We start from the raw sequence: 18,768 nt of genomic DNA on the forward strand, positions 1-18,768 counted from the left end.
GGCGCATCGCAGGCATTTCGCAACCGCGCAGCCAGGTACCAATACCCCCTACCGCCAGATCGGGCTTTATCAACCATGACAAAAGCGTGTAAGTTTGCGGTTACGCCGTATTACACTCGCTCGCGCCGACCCGGCGGTGTTTGACGCGAAATCCGCGTTTTCCACCGTCAACCTTTGGTAAGGGGTGCCGTTATATATTATCGACCCGGTTGTGGAGTCCCGTTCCCGTACACCCGGCGCCACGTGTCGCAGATTCAGCGCGCCGGCGCGCAAATGCAGGAATCCGGACAAGTTGCGAATGATTCGCGATCCAGAACCGCTCGCTTAAACCGGCCGCACGTCGCATCGTCTTTAACCGGACCGGTCAAACAAAAGAATTTTATGCATGTTCAAAACGCCCGACGCTGGGCACCGCGGGGAACCCGCCCATGGATCGCCGTGGCGGCCGCGGTCGTCATTGCCGCTGTCGTACGGCTGTTGCTCCACCCGCTGATCGGTCCGGTCATGCCGAGCGCCACGTTCGGTGTCGCCGCCGCGCTGATCGAATACTACTTTGGGCTCGCGCCCGCGGCGACTGTGATGGTGCTCGGCCTCGGCATCGCCGATTACCTGTTCGTGCCGCCCTACGCGCAAATCGACGTGTTCGACCGCCGGGACCTGATCCTCGTGATCTCGTACCCGCTCATCACGCTGATCATCATCACGCTGATCGAGCGCCTGCGCCGGGCGCAGTTCCGCGCGGAGCTGATTGCGTCGGTCGCGCAGTCGCGCTACGAAATGCTGCTGCGGCACGACAACGAGCGCGCCATCGCGCGTCGTGCCGTCGATGAAACCCATCGCCTGCTCCGTCATCTCGCGCAGCACAACAAGGCGTTCATCCTGATCCAGGCGCTCGAACGCAACGGGGCGGTAGCGATCAACGGTGCCAGCGCGCCGGGTATTGCGGGCGTGCGGCTCGCACTGCCGAGCGAAATCGCGCCGGGGCCTCGCTATGCCGACGTGCATCCCGAAGACATTCAGCGCTTCTGGAACGGCCTGTGGCCCGGTAGCCATCGGGTGCGCATCGCCTCGAGCAACGGCCCGTCGAAACTGGTGGATTGCATCTGCGAACGCTTCACGACGCACGCGGGGGATTTCCTCGTGCTGCGCATCGGAGACTGATCATCGACAGGGCTTCTACTATTTTCAATGCCGGCGACCAGCACGCCGTGCTTCTGCTGCACGGCCTGTCGAGCTCGCCGCTCGAACTACGCTTTCTCGCGCGATTTCTGCATAACGAAGGATTCACGACCTGCGCGCCTGTGCTCGACGGCTATAGCGCAGGCATGCCGGAGCAGCAGATGGAGCGCTGGCTCGACGCCGCCGTCGCCGAATACGATGCGCTCGCGAGTCGCTATGCGCGCGTCTCGATCTGCGGGCTGTCGATCGGCTCGACGCTCGCACTGGCGCTTGCACGCCGCCGGCCGACCGCGCAGGCACTCGTGCTGCTGTCAATCACGCTCGCCTACGACGGCTGGTCGATGCCGTGGTATCGCTTTCTGCTCGACTGGGCCTACTTCACGCCGTTGCGCAAACACTGGCGTTATCGCGAAGCAGCGCCGTTCGGCCTGCGCAATGAAGCGCTGCGCGCCAAGATCGCGCGGGCGATGCAACGCAGCGACTTCAGCGAAGTAGGGCCGTCTACGATCTCGCTGCCCGCATTGCACGAAGCAAGCCGCCTGGTGCGTTGGGTGCGCCCGCAACTAGGCGAGATCCGCAACGACTGCCTGATCATTCACGCCATCGACGACGAAACGTCGAGCCCGCGTAACGCGCTTCTCGTGGCCGACGAAATCGATACGAGCTTTCTGCGCACGATCTGGCTCGACGACTCTTATCACATGATCACCTCCGACAACGAACGCGAAGTCGTTGCGCGCGAAACCGCTGCGTTTCTGCGCGAAAGCGAAATGGCGAGCACCGGCGACCATACGAAGACGCCTGTCGTCTCGAAGGCGCTGGCGCGGCGGCTGCGTCAGTTGTCGGCGCTTAGCAAGGAACGCGCATGATCGTTGCACGCACTACTTTTTCCGCTTTACTGCTTGTTGCGCTTACGGGGATTGCCTGCGGCGCGTACGCGGACGAGCCGGCAGCGGCTGCGGCGCCTATGGCCAATGCCATTGGGACAACGTCCACGACAACCGCTGCGACGGCCGATGTTCCCGCAACTGCGGACACAAGTACGACCACTGCGAGTACTACCTCGCCCAGTAAATGGAAGATCGCATTCGGCCCCGGCGTGATTGTCTCCCCCGCGTATCCAGGCTCGAGCAAACTGAAGGTCTATCCGTTCCCCGCACTCGATATTTCATACGACGACCGGTTCTTCTCGCAAGGCCCCGATGTGCTCGGTGTGAACGTGGTGCGCGACCCGAACTACCACCTGGGCGCCGCGTTGAGCCTCGACTTCCAGTCGCGCAGCGAATCGGACGACCCACGGCTGCGCGGTCTCGGCGACGTGCACTGGACCCCGAAACTGAAACTGTTCGGCGATTACACGTGGTGGGCGTTTACCGGTTCCGTCGCGATGTATCAGGATATCGGCGGCAACAGGCAGGGCAAGACGATCGTGAGCGATCTGTACGCGTCGCTGCCGCTCGACAACTGGCTCTTCTCAGTCGGGCCAGGTTTCACATGGGCCGATGCCGAGTACACGCGCACCTTCTTCGGCGTGTCGCAGCAGCAAAGCGCTGCATCGAAACTGCCGACCTTCGATACCGGCTCCGGCATCCGCGACATCCATATGAATTTCTACGTGAGCCACGATTTCTCGAAGCACTGGACGAGTTCGATCTCGATCGTAGCGGGCCGCCTGCAGCACTACGCCGCCGACAGCCCGATTACTTCGCGTCGCTTCGAGCTTAATTCGCTTGCGTCGGTGAACTACCGCTATTGATGCGAGCAAAAAGTGCATCGCGCAGTCACTGCGTCATGCACGACGGAAAACGGGTGCGCATGAAATCGACACATGCCTGATCGTCGAACGTGCGGCGCGCCCGGTTGCCGGGCGCCGCGCCGTACAACAGCATCCTGCGGGATCACGCTAACGGAACATCCGATGACGTTTCCCTCGCAGACATGCAGCGCCTGATGCGCTCCAGCCCGACATCCCGTAGCCCCAGCGCCTCGAGATGTCCGATCGTGTTCATGAAGTACTCCTGGCAGGTACCGAGCGGACCGCGCGCCGCAGCAATACGTCGCGCAATCTCGTCATCCGAGAGCTGATCGGTGAATCTGTCATGACTTCGATTGGCGACGAAGGTGATGGCCCTCGCCTTTTGCACTATCGTTTTCTCGTTCTCGACCTTGATGTCGACCCAGCGCGCTTCATAGACACCGCTCACCATCTCACGTCGCCACAGAATGAAGAGTTCCTCATCGACCTGCTTCGGGTCGAGCCGGAACGCGATGCCCCTACAGGAACCGCCGCGGTCGAGCGCTAACGTGAGACCGGGGGCGTCAGGCGAGCCTCGACCGCCCTTCGTCCACACACAGAAGCGTCGATGCCAACCCTGTAGCAACGCGGTGCGTTGCTCGACAAACTCGAACGTAGGGTTCCAGATCAATGAGCCATAGCCGAAGACCCAGACGTCGCCTTCGTCGGGCCGCTCCGCCAGCGCCGCTTTCAGCGAAGCTGCGATCTCTTCATCGGAACGCACCGGCGAACCCGCAGGGGCAGTCGCCCGCCACTCTGCGAGTAGTGAGCCATCTTTTAGCCGCTCGCGGGTAATCACATTGTTCGTCGCCATACGCTTCCTGTGCGGTTCGATATCACTACGATGCCGACCGGGTAATGCCCAATTTACGCTTGATGTGTGCGAGCACAACGTCCGGATCAGGTAGCGTGTAGTGACCGTACATACGGCGATAGTGAGGTTCGTACTGCTCGCGCCACGCGGGCTCGATAACCTCGTGTCCGTCCTCGCGAATTCTCGCGACATTGCGGCGAACCACAGGCTTCTCCCACATCGTCGGGCCCATGACGGGGAAGAACATGATGGGGAAAACGCCCACGAGAATCAGCATCGTCAAGCGGTTCTGGGATGTGCCGCTCGCGGCAGCGGCGAGCGTATTGGCCGTCGCCGGCAGTACGATCATCAGGTCGTGGTCCCCGGCGATGCGACCAGGCCGGTCAGTGGGCCAGTCCTTCGGACTCTCGCCACTGATGACGCGCTCGACGATGAGTCCAATGCTGTCCGCATTGACGAAGTCGGCGGCGTCCGGCGTCAGGATCACACTCATGGAACAGTCAAGACCCGCCCTGATGGCGCGGATGTACTGCGGCAGGAGCATGGCATCGACAGAGCCCGTTACTCCAATCAGTATTCTCGGCTTCTGTGTCTCGGTGGTCGTAGTACTAGTCATCGCAAATTGGCCCTCAAGAGCTCGATCAGGCAGACCATGGGTTTCACCAGCTCGATTCGAGGCTGCTGCGTCGCCCACCGGTCCATCACACACGATTCAAATCCGTAAGACCAGCATGTCGGAACCGCCTCGCGCAATCGCAACGTTCAACTTGCACGCCGACATATCCGGTCTGTACGAAGGAATGGTTTCAGCCGAAGCTACCGCTCATTTCGCCGTCGCATTGTCCGTCGGCGAAGTGGGCCATGTCGTGGCGTTGGCTCTTCGTTCGAGTGCTGCTTCGTAGGAATAGATATAACCGCCGAGCAGCTTCTTCACGTCCGGCATATTCCCCTTTAGCGTCACGGCAACCCATTTCTGGTTGAACGGGTGCGCCCAGTCGAAATGCTGGCACTCCAGACCTGCGCCTTCCACGAACGACGTAATGGTCGATTTGCGGAACCGCACGATATCTGGATACAGCCACTCTTCACCGGTGTAGTCGGTGCCGTCCAGGCTCTCGAAGAAAGTCGCCAGGAAGATCGTTTCAGGCGCCATCACCTTGGCAGCTTCCGACAGGCAAAGCCTGATCTGCTTTTCCGGCGCGTGGGTAAAGATGGAATGCGCCATCAGGTAGTCGAACTTACGCTCGAATTTCGTGAACGTGTAGTTGCTGTCGTACACGAACGTCGGCTGCTTGCGCTCCGCGAACTCCTTGCCGAAGTGGCTCTGCAAGCCGTCCTGCACAGCCCATTCTTCCGGTTCCAGGCCGAAGTACTTGCCGGGACGGAGATACATGATCGAAAACCGCCCGCCGCGCAGAGAGCCGCAGCCGATGTCGAGCAACGTCGACGTTTCGCGCATGCCGAACAACGTGAGCAGGTTAAATTGGGTGGCGCCGATCAGGTCATAGTAGTTCGGCGGCCCGACCCACGACCGATAGTGATTACCGCCAATCTCTTCCTTTTCTCCGAACTGCTCATGCAATCCCTGCTTTTCCGACAAGATGAGTTTGGACATTCATGTATCTCCTGTTTCTCGACAGATGGTGCGGTTATAAGGTTGAACTCGCGCCAGAGATGCCTCTCGCAGTTCACGCTATAGAGCCACGAAGGACACACCTCATGAAATTCTGCCTTCGTGAAGGTCGTGCATTTATTCACATCCGGGGAAGCAAAAAATCTGTGTCCAAGCCACCGATGAAAAATTACCCGACGGAGGCCAGAGCGATGTGCCGATGAAACGCCTGAAGAACGAATGAGTGTCGCGTCGCGCCGTCGCACATGCCAGGACGCGGTTGCAGAAGGAAGACCGCTTGAAGAAAAAGCCGGGTGGACCGCAAAAGAACGGCGCGCAGACAGACATAACGCACCAGTTACTTTTATTCATCTATTACCCGCGCCCTCTTTTCCACATTTCGGAATGATCTTATCGTCGATGGGAATAAGCGGCAAATCACAAATCCTGAATACAGCCCTCAGCATTCGCGATGCAGCACACGGGAATTAGTTGGGCGTGCCCGTCGATATGGATCCGGCATCGTACGGTCGGATATGGCGTCAGGCGCACAAAGTAAGTGCAGATGAAGCGTCTTCCGCCGTATCAGGCGCAGCGCTATGCTCCCGGTCAAGGCTCGGCCTCAGGAACCACTATATGCGGGAGGTATGTTGAAACCAGTCAATGCAGAAGGAACACAAGCAATCGAGGGTGGCGCCGTCGCGGGAAGTTCGGCAAAAACGCATTCGGTTCGATGGGTGCTCGTCGCGCTTGCGCTTTCCATGTTGTTGTCGTCGCTCGGAATCAGTAGTCCAAACGTTGCATTGCCGACAATAGCCCTGGCATTCAACGCCTCTTTCCCCGAAGTTCAGTGGATCGTCGTCTCCTACCTGCTCGCGATCACCATCATGATCGTGGGCGTCGGACGACTAGGCGACATCATGGGTCATCGTCGGGTGCTGCTGGCTGGCATCGCCGTGTTCACTCTGGCTTCGGTCCTGTGCGGTGTGGCACCCACGTTATGGGCATTGATTGCCGCGCGCGTGGTGCAAGGCATCGGAGCAGCGATCCTGATGGCACTCACCCTCGCCATGGTCCGCGAGACCGTTCCGAAAGAACGGACCGGCAGCGCGATGGGATTGCTCGGTACGATGTCCGCGATCGGCACCGCGCTCGGCCCGTCGCTCGGCGGCGTGCTGGTTGCCGGGCCCGGCTGGCAATCGATCTTTCTGGCCATGGTGCCATTGGGTATCCTCAATTTTGTCTTCGCGCGGCGCTTCCTGCCTGAGGGTAAGCCGAAGGCGGCGACGAACGGAAACCGCTTCGACAAACTGGGCACGCTGCTGCTCGGCGTGACGCTCGCGGCCTACGCACTCGCCGTAACGATCGGGGGTGGCCATTTTGCGCGGATCAACCAGATACTGCTGATCGCTGCGGTCGTCGGCGCCGGTCTCTTTCTGTTCGTGCAGGCAAGAGTGGCATCCCCGCTGATCAAGCTGGCGGCGTTCCGCAATGTCGTGCTGAGTTCCAGCCTCGCCATGAACGTACTCGTCGCGACCGTGATGATGACGACGCTGGTAGTCGGGCCGTTCTTCCTGTCCCGTGCACTCGGGCTCAGCAATGCGATGGTTGGGGCCGTGATGGCAGTGGGCCCGATCATCTCCACGCTGACCGGGATTCCAGCCGGCCGCATCGTCGATCGCCTCGGTGCGACGGCGATCATCTTTATTGGACTGCTCGCACTGGCAATCGGCGCATTCGCAATCGCCCTGCTTCCGTCGATGATCGGCGTAGCAGGCTACATCGTCGGGATCTTCATCCTGACGCCGGGTTACCAGTTGTTTCAGGCATCTAACAACACGGCTGTCATGATCGACGTCAACCCGGACCAGCGCGGCGTCATTTCCGGCATGCTCAGCCTGTCGCGCAATCTCGGGCTCATCACCGGCGCGTCCGTCATGGGCGCGGTGTTCGCGTTCGCGTCGAAGACGACCGACATCACCACTGCGCATCCCGAAGCGATCGCCATCGGCATGCGGACTACGTTTAGTGTCTCGGCGGTACTCCTTGTCATCGCGCTCCTGATCGCCCTCGCCAGCCGCGGCGCCCTTGCCGATGCAGAGGCACGCGCAGGCAAAAAATAAGCGCTCTGGAATCCCAACGATGACCTCGACGCCACTACCGGCCGCCGCCGACGCAAGCAACGCAGCGAATGCAGCCAGCGCGACTGCGGGAACCCACGCAATGCCGTGGACCATGGGATCCGATGACTGGAACCGACGCTACGCCACGAAGGATTTCATCTGGACGGTCGAGGCAAACGACTGCCTGCTGGCGGAGACCGCGAACCTGCCGCCCGGCCGCGCGCTCGACCTGGCCGCCGGCGAAGCGCGCAACGCCGTGTGGCTCGCGGGACAAGGCTGGACCGTGCACGCCGTCGATTTCTCCGACGTGGCAATCGGCAAGGCAAAGGAGCTGGCCGCCGCACGAAAGGTGGACGGCAGGATCAGTTTCGAGGTCGCGGACCTGACGCGCTACGAGCCCGAGGGCCGCAGCTACGATCTGGTCGTGCTGTTCTACCTGCAACTTCCGTTCGCCGAGCTCGCCCCCATCCTCGCGCGCGCGGCGAAAGCGGTGGCGCCTGGCGGCACGTTCCTGCTCGTCGCGCACGATTCCTCGAACCTGACACACGGCTATGGCGGCCCGCAACATCCCGAGGTGCTCTACGCCGCGGAACAGGTGGTCGCAGCGCTCGGTGGCGAGCTGGAGATAGAAAGGGCACTACCTGTCGAGCGGTTGGTCAAGACCCGCGAACGCACCGGGATCGCGATCGATTGCCTCGTGCGAGGCCGTCGCGCATGACGGCTCGATCCGGGCGGTGGGTGAACAGATGCGCAACCGGGTCACATCAGGAAACCTTCGATGAATGCCATCGTCCGCATCGCGCTCGCCCGGCCGTATACGTTCGTGGTCATGGCGCTGCTGATCATGATAGCCGGTGGCCTCGCCGCGTTTCGAACCCCGACCGATATCTTCCCCAACATCCGCATCCCGGTCATCGCCGTCGCGTGGACTTACCCGGGCCTTTCTCCGGAAGACATGTCTGGCCGCATAGAGCTGCCGTTCCAACGCTCGCTCACCACGACGGTCAACGACATCGAGCATATCGAGGGTCTCTCGCTGACCGGCATCGGTATCACGAAGATCTACTTCCAGCCCGGCGCCGACATCCGCATGTCGAACGCCCAGGTCACCGCGATCGCACAGACGATGCTGCGCCAGTTGCCGCCCGGCACCGTGCCACCGTTCATCCTGAACTACAGCGCGTCGACGGTGCCTATCGTCCAGCTCGCCATCTCGGGCACCCGGCTGAGCGAACAGCAGCTATACGACTACGGCCTGAACTTCGTTCGCTCGCGGCTGGTAACCGTGCCCGGCGCGGCCATCCCTTACCCCTATGGCGGACGGGTCAGACAGATTCAGATGGACCTCGACCCGCACGCCCTTCAGTCGAGCGGAGTCTCCGCGAACGACGTCGCCGCTGCGCTTTCCAACCAGACGCAGATCACGCCCGCGGGGTTTGTGAAAATCGACGAGTATCAGTACAACTTCCGGCTGAACAATGCGCCGCCGTCGGTCGAGCAGCTCAACCTGCTGCCGATCCGCACGGTAAACGGCGCCGTGATCCGGATGGGTGACGTCGCCCATGTTCGCGACGGCTCGGCGCCGCAGCAGAACATCGTGCACGTGGACGGCCAGCGCTCGACGCTGCTGACCGTGCTGAAGTCCGGCGCGGCATCCACCATTGCGATCGTGAACGGCGTCAAGGCAATGCTGCCGGACGTGTTGAAGGGACTGCCCAAAGCGCTAACCGTCACGCCGATCAACGATCAGTCGATCTTCGTCAAGTCGGCTGTCGCGGACGTGGCGCGCGAAGGCGCGATCGCCGCGGCACTGACCAGCCTGATGATCCTGCTGTTCCTCGGATCGTGGCGCTCGACGCTGATCGTCGCCACCTCGATCCCGCTGTCCGTGCTCGGCGCGGTCGCTGCCCTGTCCGCGTTCGGCCAGACGTTCAACGTGATGACGCTCGGTGGACTGGCCCTCGCAGTCGGTATCCTGGTCGACGAGGCGACCGTCACCATCGAAAACATCGAGTGGCATCTGGAACAGGGTAAGGACGTCCGCACCGCGATTCTCGACGGCGCGCAGCAGATCGTCGTTCCTGCCTTTCTTTCGCTCGCCTGTATCTGCATCGTCTTCGTGCCGATGTTCTATCTGCCAGGGGTGTCGGGGTTCCTGTTCGTCCCGATGGCGCTATCGGTGATCTTCGCGATGGTCACGTCGTTCCTGCTGTCGCGTACCCTCGTCCCCACGATGGCGATGTATCTGTTGCGGCACCACGCGAAGGACGACGCGCACCCCGACAGCTTGCGTGGCGGTGGCCGTCTCGCCAGATTCCAGCGCGGCTTCGAGCGACGCTTCGAGACCTTTCGTGCACGCTACGGACAGCTGCTGCAAACCATCCTCGGCAACCGGCGCATCTTCGTCCTTGGCTTTCTCGGCTTCACGCTCGCCAGCCTGCTGATCGCCCCGTTTCTCGGACGCAACTTCTTCCCGCAGGTGGATGGGGGGTCGTTCACGCTCCACGTCCGGGGACCGATCGGCATGCGCATCGAGGAAACCTCCGCGCTGTTCCAGCGAATCGAGCGACAGATCGCGCAGGAGATTCCCGCAGCGGAACTGGCTTCCGTCACCGACAACATCGGTCTGCCCAACAGCCCCACCAACACCGTCTACGATTCGTCCGGAACCATCGGCCCACAGGACGGCAACATCATCGTCGCGCTCAGGCATGGACACGAGCCGACAGCGCGCTATGTCCACGCGCTGCGCGCAGCACTTCCGGCACAGTTCCCGGAAGCGACCTTCGCGTTCCTGCCCTCCGACATCACGAGCCAGATCCTGAATTTCGGCGCGCCCGCACCGATCGACATTCAGATCACCAGCATGCGAACCGACGTGGCGCGGCAATACGCGGAGAAGGTGTTGCGCGAGATCCGTCGCATCGATGGACTCGTCGATGCGCGGATCCAGCAGCCCGCGAGCTACCCCGAACTGCGGTTCGATGCCGATCGCACCCGGATCAACCAGCTCGGGCTCGATGAAGTCGACGTCACGAACAGCATCGCGACCTCGATCGCGGGCACGTCGCAAACCGCGCCGATCTACTGGCTGAATCCACAGAACAAGGTCACCTACCCCGTCGTGATCCAGATGCCGGAATACCGTGTGAATTCGCTCAACGATATCGCCGACCTTCCGGTCACTGCGAACGGCACCGCACAACCCCAGGTTCTTGGCGCGCTGGGCACCATCAAGCGTGGCACTACTTCCGCCGTGGAGACGCAGTACAACATCCGGCCGCTCATCGATGTCTACGCCGGTGTCGATGGGCGTGACCTGGGCGCGGTAGCCGACGATGTACGGAACGCGTTGCAGCGGCTCGACAAGGACCGGCCGGAAACCGTCACCGTGACGCTGCGCGGCCAGTACGAGTCGATGAACACCGCCTTCTCGGGAATGGGCTATGGCCTGTTGGGCGCCGTGGTGCTCATCTACCTGTTGATCGTGATCAACTTCCAGAGCTGGGTCGACCCGTTCATCATCGTCTCGGCGCTGCCGGCGGCGCTCGCCGGCATTTGCTGGATGCTGTTCGCGACCGGCACTCCGCTGTCCGTCCCCGCACTCACCGGCGCGATCATGTGCATGGGAGTCGCCACCGCCAACTCGATCCTCGTCGTCAGCTTCGCCCGCGAACGGCTGGCCGAGCACGGCAACCCTGCCAGGGCCGCGCTCGAGGCCGGCATGACCCGACTGAGGCCGGTCCTGATGACAGCGCTCGCCATGATTATCGGCATGGCGCCGATGGCACTCGGCCTCGGCGAAGGCGGCGAGCAAAATGCGCCGCTCGGCCGCGCCGTAATTGGCGGCCTTGCGTTTGCAACCTGGGCGACGACCCTGTTCGTGCCTACCCTCTTCGCCATTCTTCACGGCCGGCCGTTGGGTCGCCGCTCCGACTTCGAAGGAGCCCTCACCAATGTCTGACACAGATCGGTTCCCCACCCAGGGCTCCACGTCGCTCAGAACGTACACGATCGTCGCCGCCATCGGCTTCATCGCGATCCTCGCCGTGGGCACAGCGATCCGTCTCGCCGCGCGCGACGATCTGCACAAGCAGACCATCGCGAACCAGACGCTGACCGTGAACGTGATCAGGCCCGGCGGCAGCGCGGCCGATGCCCTCGTGTTGCCGGGCCGCCTGCAGGCCTGGAACCAGGCGCCCGTCTATTCGCGGACCAATGGCTATCTGCGCCGCTGGTATGTGGACATTGGGCAGCCCGTGCGCGCAGGCCAGCTCCTCGCCGAGGTCGACACGCCGGAAGTAGACCAGCAGTTGAACGCTGCGCGCGCGGCACTGGCGACCGCCGACGCCCAGCTCGACCTGGCCCGCTCGACCAGCGCGCGCTGGGGTCGCCTGCTGGCCCAGGAAGCGGTCTCTCAACAGGATGCGGACGAGCGCCGCGGCGATTTCGCTGCGCGCGTGGCCATGCGCAACGAAGCAGCGGCCAATGTCCAGCGCCTGCAAACGCTGACAAGCTTCAAGCGGATCGTCGCGCCCTTCGACGGAATAGTAACCAGTCGCTCGACGGACATCGGTGCACTGATTGTCGCGGGCACAACGACAACCCAGCCGCTCTTCACGATCTCCGACGTATCGCATCTGCGGATCTACGTGAGCGTGCCCGAAGCCTATGCGTCGACGATGCGCGATGGACTCACTGCGCGGTTTGCAGTCTCGGATCATCCGCATCGGACCTTCGAGGCCGCGCTCGCGCGCTCGGCGGATTCGGTGGACCCCGCGTCCGGTTCGATGCTGGTACAGCTCGTCTACGACAACAGCGCCGGTCTCCTGAAACCCGGTGCCTATGCGCAGGTGACGTTCGATCTGAACCGTGACAAGCACCGCGCGGTCGGCGCCGTCCGCATTCCGGTGAGCAGCCTGTTGTTTCGGCGGGAAGGGACAGCCGTTGCGATCGCGAACCCGCAAGGTCGCGTGAAGGTTCAGCCTATCGTCATCCAGACGGACTTCGGCAGTGAGCTCGAAGTCACCGGACTGAAGCCGGACGACAACGTGATCGACAATCCTCCTGAAGACATCCGCACCGACGACCAGGTGAAGATCGTCCGCGCAGGGAGACCGGGTCATGCGTGAATGCTGCTGGCCGGTTTGCGTGATGTTGCTGTTGCTGTCGGGTTGCGATCTCGCGCCACGCTACACGCAACCGTCGATCGCGGCCGCGCCGACGACATTCAAGGAGAGCGGACCATGGACGCCCGCGCAGCCCGATGACGGTGCCTATCGCGGAGCATGGTGGAAGATCATCGACGATCCGCAACTCGATGCGCTGGAGCAGCGTGTCATGTCGGACAGTCCGCAACTGGCCGCAGCAGTCGCCCGCTACGACGAAGCCAGCGCGCTCGCGCGCCGGGCGCGCTCGGGTCTGTTTCCGCAACTCGACGCCAAGGCCAGTGCGGCGCGAATGCGAACGGCGTCGCCGTCCACCGGCACGCATATCGACTATCGCGACTACGCAATCGGCGCATCGGTCTCCTATGAACTGGATCTCTGGGGGCGCGTCCGCAATCTGGTCGCGGCGGGCGACGCGGAGAAGCAGGCGAGCGCGGCAGATCTCGCCGTGGTGAAGCTGAGCCTGCAAGCGGAACTTGCCGATCACTATGTGCAGTTGCGCGGCCTCGACGCCCAGATCGTGCTACTCAGGCAAACCGGCAACGCCTACGACGCGGCTTTGCAGCTCACGATGAAGCGCTTCGCGGGCGGCGCCGCGAGCGAACTCGACGTCGGTCGCGCACGCACTCAGCTTGCGTCGGCCCAGTCGGACATCGAGCAGCGAATGGCCGATCGGGCTTTACTTGAGCATGCAATCGCGGTGCTGGTCGGCGAGCAGGCGTCGGTCTTCTCGATCGCGCCGGAGCAGGTGTTTGCCGAGCCGCCTCCGGTGCCGGTAACGGCACCGTCCCGACTGTTGCAACGACGTCCCGACGTGGCGGCAGCAGAGCGCCGCGTCGCCGCCGCGAACTCGCGCATCGGTGTGGCGAGAGCGGCATTCTTTCCCGCCATCACCCTTGGCGGCTCGGGAGGGGTCGAGGCTACGGCCGGCACGTTGTTCTCGGCGGCGAACAGGGTGTGGGCGCTCGGCCCCGCGGCCGCGCTGCTGCCGATCTTCGACGGCGGGAGCCGAAGCGCGGATCTGGATCAGGCGCGTGCGCAACTGAACGAGGCAGCCGCCGATTACCGCCAGACCACGCTCGATTCGTTTCGCGAAGTCGAGGACCAGCTTGCCCTGATCAACCGGCTCGCGAATGCGTCACAGCGCGAAGCGGAGGCCGTGAAGGCCGCGCAGCGCACGACTCAACTTGCGAACGTCCAGTACCGCGAAGGTGCCGTGGACTACCTGCAGGTGGTGACGGCTCAAACGGCCGAGCTACAGGTACGCGAAACGCAGATCACGCTGCAGGCACGGCGCCTCACGGCATGCGTCGACCTGGTGCGCGCGCTGGGCGGATCCTGGGAAACCGACAGTGGCATAACGATCGGCGCGAACCCGTCGCAGCCTGCTATCCGCTGAACCCCGAGCAACCGAAGGGCGGGAAACCGGCGGTATCACAGCATCCGGCGCAACGAGATCGACAATCTCGTATGCGCCGTCATACGGCGCATCGTGATGGCACTGGCCACCGCATCCAGCAATGCCTCGGTTGCGTCTACTTGCCACGCACATTTGTCCGCCGGGCCGGACTCGCCGGAGGCGGCAAGATCGAATGCGATGCCGCATGGCTCATCGCCGTTGGCCACTCGCTCGAGAAAAAAGGCATGCGCATAAGCGGCTACGCACGTCTCGGGTATGCCGCTCCCACTCAGATCCAGCACCGTTCGCCGCAAATTGCACGCATCGAGCCCTGCGTCGTCTGCGATCCGGGCAATCGACTCGTTAAGCGGGCAACTCAGCAACCACCCGATGCTGCGCGACGCCAGGACCGCTCGAAGATAATCCGCCGGGCGCGGCCGCACGCTATCGCATAGCATCCAGCTAACCAGCGAGACAGACTCACAGCGCTTCGGCGCGCCGCAGATCGCGAGTTCGGTCGCAAGGGGCAGGTCGATCGATTCACTGGCGTCGGGCTCGTGGCATTGATCGGTTGAGGATATGAGCAAGAGCAGTTCGAGCTCGCTGTCGTAGCGCTCGCGCATGCGGGCGAGCCACGCAAGCGCGTGGGTATCGGAGAAGAGTTGCGCCCGGACCCGCAGTATGACGAACGCCCGATCGTCGCGACCGGCAAATATCGACTCGAGCTGGCGCGAGACGTGTTCAGGCACGATGGCCATCTCAGTGTTCCACTAAAGAGAACCGTCCATTTGACAGCCACGGCATGGCGCTGCGCCGTTGGCCATCAGCGCCCCGCGCGGCAGGATTGCGCTGCCCGTCGCCAGGTCGCCGCCTCATGCCGGGAGAGCAAACGAAAGCACGGTACTTTGCCGCGCGACCCGGCGGCAACGGATCGAGTCGGCCAGGGTGTTCAGGCAGCTAACGGTGTCGTCCCAGCCGAGGCAACTGTCCGTGATGCTTTGGCCGTAGACCAGCGACATGTTCGTACCGACATCTTGCCGGCCCTCGACGAGATGCGATTCGATCATGACACCCGAGATCCGCTGCTCGCCGCGCGCGACCCGTTCGGCCACGGACTCGCAGACGCACCGCTGGTTGCCGTGACACTTGCGGCTGTTGCCATGGCTCGCGTCGATCACCACGCTTTCGTTGAGACCCGCGGCAGCAAGCGCGCGACACGCCTCATCGACGTACTCCGCCTCATAGTTCGGCACCTTGCCGCCGCGCAGCACCAGGTGACCGTCCCGGTTGCCCGTGCTTGCGAGCTTCCTGAGTTCGCCCTGCCCATCGACGCCGAGGTAGCAATGCGGATGCCGCGCTGCGCGTATCGCATCGATCGCCACCTGCACGCATCCCTCTGTACCGTTCTTGAAGCCAATTGCGCAAGGCAGGCTCGAGGCCAGTTCACGGTGCACCTGCGACTCCGTGGTGCGTGCGCCGATGGCGCCCCAGCTCACCAGGTCGGCAAGATAAAGCGGTGTCGCGAGGTCAAGGAATTCCGTTGCAACCGGCAAGCCCATCGACGTGATAGCGAGCAACAGCTCGCGCGCAAGATGCAGCCCGTGCTCGATTTCGAAGCTGCCGTCGAGGAACGGATCGTTGATGAGTCCCTTCCAGCCGACCGTCGTGCGCGGTTTTTCGAAGTACACCCGCATGACGATTTCCAGTTCGGTGCCGAGGCGCTCACGCTCGCGCACCAGTCGACCGGCATACTCGAGGGCACTTTGTGGATCGTGGATCGAGCACGGTCCGACGATCACAAGCAGCTTGTCCCGGCCGCCGCGTAACGTGCGATTCACGGCGACGCGCGAATCGAGTACGCATTGGCGGCTCCTCGGTCCGGCGGGAAGCTGCTGGAGCAGCTTCGCAGGCTTGATAATCCCGACGCTCTCGGTTTTTCCCGCATTGATGACCATCGAAGACATGTGCCTACTCCTGGAGCAATCGTGCGAACGGTGCGAACCTGGCGACACGGCGCGAGCTTGCCTACCGTCGCTCTCAACCGGCCAAACGCTTCATCTGATTGAAAATATTCTTCCGATGCATTTCTTCGGTTCCTCCCACGCTCGCGAAGCCCAACGCGTTCTTCATCAATTCGGCGACACGACCATTGTGATAGCCGAGACTGCCGTAGAGCTTCATCAGGTTCGTCGCGTTCGCGATCAGATCCTCGGCACCCACGAGCTTCGCGATGGAACTCATCATCAGTCCCTCGGGGTGATCCGTCAGCAACTGCGACAGCGCGCCGTAGGCAAGCCAGCGCGAGCGCTCCATACCGATGCGCAGGTCGACGAGACGTCGTTGCACGTACTGGTGTGAGTCGATCTGGCTCTTGAAGCTGGTTCGCGTCGCGGCGTAGTTCATTGCATCGACGAGATACGGCCTGATGAGATTCGCCGCCACGAGACCGTAATAGAGACGCCCCAACGAAATGATGTCGATGAGGGTCGACAGCCCGTGGCCAGGTTTTCCGAGCACACGCTCGTGCGGGACTTCGACATCGTGAAAATGAATTTCCCCGGTCGGCAGGTTACGATTACCGAGCTTGTCGTCGACCTGCCCGATGGACAACCCGGCTGTCTTGCGATCGAGCAAAGCGAGCTCGATGTTGCACTGCTCTTTTCCGTGTAGCCGGCAGACAACCAGTGCGAAATCCATGATCGGCGCATGCGCGATATTGAATTTCGTGCCGTTGAGCCGATAGCCACCGGGCACCTCGGTCAGCGACGTCTCGATACTTCTCACGTCCGTCCCTGTTGTCGGCTCCGCAATGCACGTCGCACTCACGTCGCCGCGCAAGATGGCGTCGAGGTAGCGATCCTTCTGGGCCGGGTTGCCGTGCCGCTCGAGTGCGCGCACCATGCCGGCCTGCGCAATCACGGAAAGCAGGAGCTCCGGGGTCCTGATCGACGACGAGAGCCCGTCGAGTGCCGCCGTAAATGTCCACCAGTCGGCATCGAGCGCTCCGGTTGGTACGATCAGGCGCCACAATCCCTCGTCGCGCAGCCTTCTCCAGCCATCGAAATCAAACCCCTCCGGAGAAGCAGCTGCTGCATCGGCGATTTCTTCACCGATCGCAAGATACTTTCTCTGGATTGCTAATTGGTCGTCCGAGAAACCGAATAACATTTGATTTCTACCCTCTAGTTGCGTGACTGGATCGGCAACCCGCCTCGATAGCCATCACGTGCCGGCAGCGACGATGTCCCAGACGGACCGTCGTCCGCTGCCCGGACCACGTTTCAGCACTGGTACTGCTCGAAGATCGAGTCGATCGAGCCGCTCCGGGAACGATAGTGATTGAGCATGTCCTCCGCCAGCGTGGTGCCGCGTGCGAGCATGTCCTCGATCGGTGCCAGAAAGATGCGCTCGTCGTAGCCGTCGCTGTTGCGGCGGTCGCGATTCTTCAGGCCGAGACGCACGAGGTCCATGACTTCTTCGGCAACGTGGAGTAGTTTCTCCCCGCGAAACGGCGCGTTCAGTGCGTGGGTCGGAACTTCATTGCGTAGGGCCAGTACTTCTTCGTAGGTCCAGTCGGCCGTCAGTTCCTGCGCAGCTTGCAGCGCTTCGTTGTCATAGAGCAGCCCAACCCAGAAAGCCGGCAGCGCACAAATGCGCAGCAGAGGCCCACCGTCTGCGCCGCGCATCTCCAGATAGCTCTTGAGCCGGACTTCAGGGAAGAGCGTCGACAGGTGATTGGTCCAGTCGCCCATGTTGGGCTGCCAGTCGTCGATTTCGCCTTTCAGCGCGCCGTCGAGGAACTGCCGGAAGGTGATGTGGGTGCAGTCGCGGTATTTGCCGTCGCGAATGACAAAATACATCGGGACGTCGAGTGCCCACTTCACATAATCGACAAAGCCGAAGTCTTCATTGAAGACGAACGGCAGGATGCCGGCGCGCGCGTTATCGGTGTCGCGCCATACGTCCGATCGCCAGGACAGGAAGTTGTTCGGCCGGCCCTCGGTGAAGGGAGATGCAGCGAAGATTGCGGTCGCCAGCGGCTGGAGTTTCATCGACACCTGCATCTTGCGACACATATCGGCTTCCGACGAATAGTCCAGATTCACCTGAATCGTACAGGTGCGATACATCATGTCGAGCCCACGGCTACCGATCTTCGGCATATAGCGCCGCATGATCTCGTAGCGCGACTTCGGCATAGCCGGTGTGTCGTCCAGATGCCACTTGGGGCTCGAGCCGGCACCGAGAAACCGGATGCCCAACGGTTCAGCGATGCCGCGCAGTATCGACAGATGGTGCCCAGCTTCCTTGCACGTCTCGTGCAAATTGCTGACGGGGGCGCCGGACAGTTCGAACTGTCCGCCTGGTTCCAGCGAAATCGCACCCATGCCTTGCGGCCCAGTCAGCCCGATAATCCGGCCTTCATCGAGGATCGGCTCCCAGCCGAGTCTGGCCTTCATACCATTGAGAAGCGCTGAAATGCTGGCGTCGCCGTCATACGGGACAGGACGATGCCCGTCGCGAAAGAAAGCGAACTTTTCATGTTCCGTACCGATCCGGAATGCCCCTTCAGGCTTGCAGCCATCGCGATGATGGGCAATCAGTGAGTCGAGACTGCTGATCGGTGCTGCATTCGAAATATCACGAGCCATCTGGGGTCCCCTCTAGTGAATCGAAG

Annotated in this window: 15 protein-coding genes; 8 read left to right on the forward strand and 7 right to left on the reverse strand. The window is 62.2% G+C overall.

Translation table 11 applies throughout. The annotated features are described in order from the left end of the window. The first annotated feature begins 381 nt into the window (after positions 1 to 381). From FNZ07_RS03370 to FNZ07_RS03380, 3 genes are all read left to right on the forward strand, one after another. Entirely contained in the window at positions 382 to 1,161 is a 780-nt protein-coding gene (locus FNZ07_RS03370; protein WP_091008464.1) for a DUF4118 domain-containing protein, read from the forward strand. After that, entirely contained in the window at positions 1,161 to 2,048 is an 888-nt protein-coding gene (locus tag FNZ07_RS03375) for an alpha/beta hydrolase (protein WP_245811390.1), read from the forward strand. The genes FNZ07_RS03370 and FNZ07_RS03375 overlap by 1 nt, the downstream gene beginning before the upstream one ends. 98 nt (positions 2,049 to 2,146) lie before the next feature. Then, positions 2,147 to 2,935 (forward strand): MipA/OmpV family protein, encoded by a 789-nt coding sequence (locus FNZ07_RS03380; RefSeq protein ID WP_091008954.1) that lies wholly within the window; start codon positions 2,147 to 2,149, stop codon positions 2,933 to 2,935. Between the two features lie 142 nt (positions 2,936 to 3,077). Here FNZ07_RS03380 and FNZ07_RS03385 read toward each other — a convergent pair whose 3' ends face one another. The 3 genes from FNZ07_RS03385 to FNZ07_RS33525 form a co-directional block, all read right to left on the reverse strand. Further along, on the reverse strand, positions 3,078 to 3,788 hold the full coding sequence (locus tag FNZ07_RS03385; RefSeq protein ID WP_091008466.1) for a gamma-glutamylcyclotransferase: 711 nt from the start codon (positions 3,786 to 3,788) through the stop codon (positions 3,078 to 3,080). A gap of 25 nt (positions 3,789 to 3,813) precedes the next feature. Beyond that, positions 3,814 to 4,404: a flavoprotein gene (locus tag FNZ07_RS03390; RefSeq protein WP_091008469.1), complete on the reverse strand. Its 591-nt coding sequence runs from the start codon at positions 4,402 to 4,404 to the stop codon at positions 3,814 to 3,816. Between the two features lie 207 nt (positions 4,405 to 4,611). Continuing rightward, entirely contained in the window at positions 4,612 to 5,403 is a 792-nt protein-coding gene (locus FNZ07_RS33525) for a class I SAM-dependent methyltransferase (RefSeq protein WP_091008472.1), read from the reverse strand. Between the two features lie 644 nt (positions 5,404 to 6,047). Between FNZ07_RS33525 and FNZ07_RS03405 the strand changes: the two genes are divergently transcribed. From FNZ07_RS03405 to FNZ07_RS03425, 5 genes are read left to right on the forward strand one after another with little or no spacing between them, the layout of a single operon-like run. Next, positions 6,048 to 7,523: an MFS transporter gene (locus FNZ07_RS03405; protein WP_091008475.1), complete on the forward strand. Its 1,476-nt coding sequence runs from the start codon at positions 6,048 to 6,050 to the stop codon at positions 7,521 to 7,523. Positions 7,524 to 7,542: 19 nt separating this feature from the next. Next, positions 7,543 to 8,241: a class I SAM-dependent methyltransferase gene (locus FNZ07_RS03410; RefSeq protein WP_211367866.1), complete on the forward strand. Its 699-nt coding sequence runs from the start codon at positions 7,543 to 7,545 to the stop codon at positions 8,239 to 8,241. 60 nt (positions 8,242 to 8,301) lie between these two features. Next, a complete protein-coding gene (locus tag FNZ07_RS03415) occupies positions 8,302 to 11,487 on the forward strand; it encodes an efflux RND transporter permease subunit (RefSeq protein WP_091008478.1) in 3,186 nt (1,061 codons plus the stop codon). Then, positions 11,480 to 12,655, forward strand: coding sequence for an efflux RND transporter periplasmic adaptor subunit (locus FNZ07_RS03420; protein WP_091008481.1), 1,176 nt, complete (start codon positions 11,480 to 11,482; stop codon positions 12,653 to 12,655). Before FNZ07_RS03415 ends, FNZ07_RS03420 begins: the two co-directional genes overlap by 8 nt. Beyond that, entirely contained in the window at positions 12,648 to 14,090 is a 1,443-nt protein-coding gene (locus FNZ07_RS03425; RefSeq protein ID WP_091008484.1) for an efflux transporter outer membrane subunit, read from the forward strand. The genes FNZ07_RS03420 and FNZ07_RS03425 overlap by 8 nt, the downstream gene beginning before the upstream one ends. A 35-nt stretch (positions 14,091 to 14,125) precedes the next feature. On the opposite strand, the gene FNZ07_RS03430 is transcribed toward FNZ07_RS03425, so the two are convergent. From FNZ07_RS03430 to FNZ07_RS03445, 4 genes are all read right to left on the reverse strand, one after another. Next, positions 14,126 to 14,713: a hypothetical protein gene (locus tag FNZ07_RS03430; protein ID WP_143098024.1), complete on the reverse strand. Its 588-nt coding sequence runs from the start codon at positions 14,711 to 14,713 to the stop codon at positions 14,126 to 14,128. 249 nt (positions 14,714 to 14,962) lie between these two features. Further along, entirely contained in the window at positions 14,963 to 16,054 is a 1,092-nt protein-coding gene (locus tag FNZ07_RS03435) for a 3-deoxy-7-phosphoheptulonate synthase (RefSeq protein WP_091008491.1), read from the reverse strand. Between the two features lie 73 nt (positions 16,055 to 16,127). Continuing rightward, a complete protein-coding gene (locus FNZ07_RS03440) occupies positions 16,128 to 17,258 on the reverse strand; it encodes an acyl-CoA dehydrogenase family protein (protein WP_091008494.1) in 1,131 nt (376 codons plus the stop codon). A gap of 113 nt (positions 17,259 to 17,371) precedes the next feature. After that, positions 17,372 to 18,742 (reverse strand): glutamate--cysteine ligase, encoded by a 1,371-nt coding sequence (locus FNZ07_RS03445; RefSeq protein WP_091008497.1) that lies wholly within the window; start codon positions 18,740 to 18,742, stop codon positions 17,372 to 17,374. Positions 18,743 to 18,768: the final 26 nt, after the last annotated feature.

The organism is Paraburkholderia megapolitana (genome assembly GCF_007556815.1).
Classification (GTDB): Bacteria; Pseudomonadota; Gammaproteobacteria; order Burkholderiales; family Burkholderiaceae; genus Paraburkholderia; species Paraburkholderia megapolitana.

Excerpts from the sequence above, each read along its gene's own strand:
- FNZ07_RS03415 (WP_091008478.1), top strand. The coding sequence starts at position 8,302 with ATGAATGCCATCGTCCGCATCGCGCTCGCCCGGCCGTATACGTTCGTG.
- FNZ07_RS03410 (WP_211367866.1), top strand. The coding sequence starts at position 7,543 with ATGACCTCGACGCCACTACCGGCCGCCGCCGACGCAAGCAACGCAGCG.
- FNZ07_RS03405 (WP_091008475.1), top strand. The coding sequence starts at position 6,048 with ATGTTGAAACCAGTCAATGCAGAAGGAACACAAGCAATCGAGGGTGGC.
- FNZ07_RS03380 (WP_091008954.1), top strand. The coding sequence starts at position 2,147 with ATGGCCAATGCCATTGGGACAACGTCCACGACAACCGCTGCGACGGCC.
- FNZ07_RS03385 (WP_091008466.1), bottom strand. The coding sequence starts at position 3,788 with ATGGCGACGAACAATGTGATTACCCGCGAGCGGCTAAAAGATGGCTCA.
- FNZ07_RS03445 (WP_091008497.1), bottom strand. The coding sequence starts at position 18,742 with ATGGCTCGTGATATTTCGAATGCAGCACCGATCAGCAGTCTCGACTCA.
- FNZ07_RS03425 (WP_091008484.1), top strand. The coding sequence starts at position 12,648 with ATGCGTGAATGCTGCTGGCCGGTTTGCGTGATGTTGCTGTTGCTGTCG.
- FNZ07_RS03390 (WP_091008469.1), bottom strand. The coding sequence starts at position 4,404 with ATGACTAGTACTACGACCACCGAGACACAGAAGCCGAGAATACTGATT.
- FNZ07_RS03440 (WP_091008494.1), bottom strand. The coding sequence starts at position 17,258 with ATGTTATTCGGTTTCTCGGACGACCAATTAGCAATCCAGAGAAAGTAT.
- FNZ07_RS03370 (WP_091008464.1), top strand. The coding sequence starts at position 382 with ATGCATGTTCAAAACGCCCGACGCTGGGCACCGCGGGGAACCCGCCCA.
- FNZ07_RS33525 (WP_091008472.1), bottom strand. The coding sequence starts at position 5,403 with ATGTCCAAACTCATCTTGTCGGAAAAGCAGGGATTGCATGAGCAGTTC.
- FNZ07_RS03420 (WP_091008481.1), top strand. The coding sequence starts at position 11,480 with ATGTCTGACACAGATCGGTTCCCCACCCAGGGCTCCACGTCGCTCAGA.
- FNZ07_RS03435 (WP_091008491.1), bottom strand. The coding sequence starts at position 16,054 with ATGTCTTCGATGGTCATCAATGCGGGAAAAACCGAGAGCGTCGGGATT.
- FNZ07_RS03430 (WP_143098024.1), bottom strand. The coding sequence starts at position 14,713 with ATGCGCGAGCGCTACGACAGCGAGCTCGAACTGCTCTTGCTCATATCC.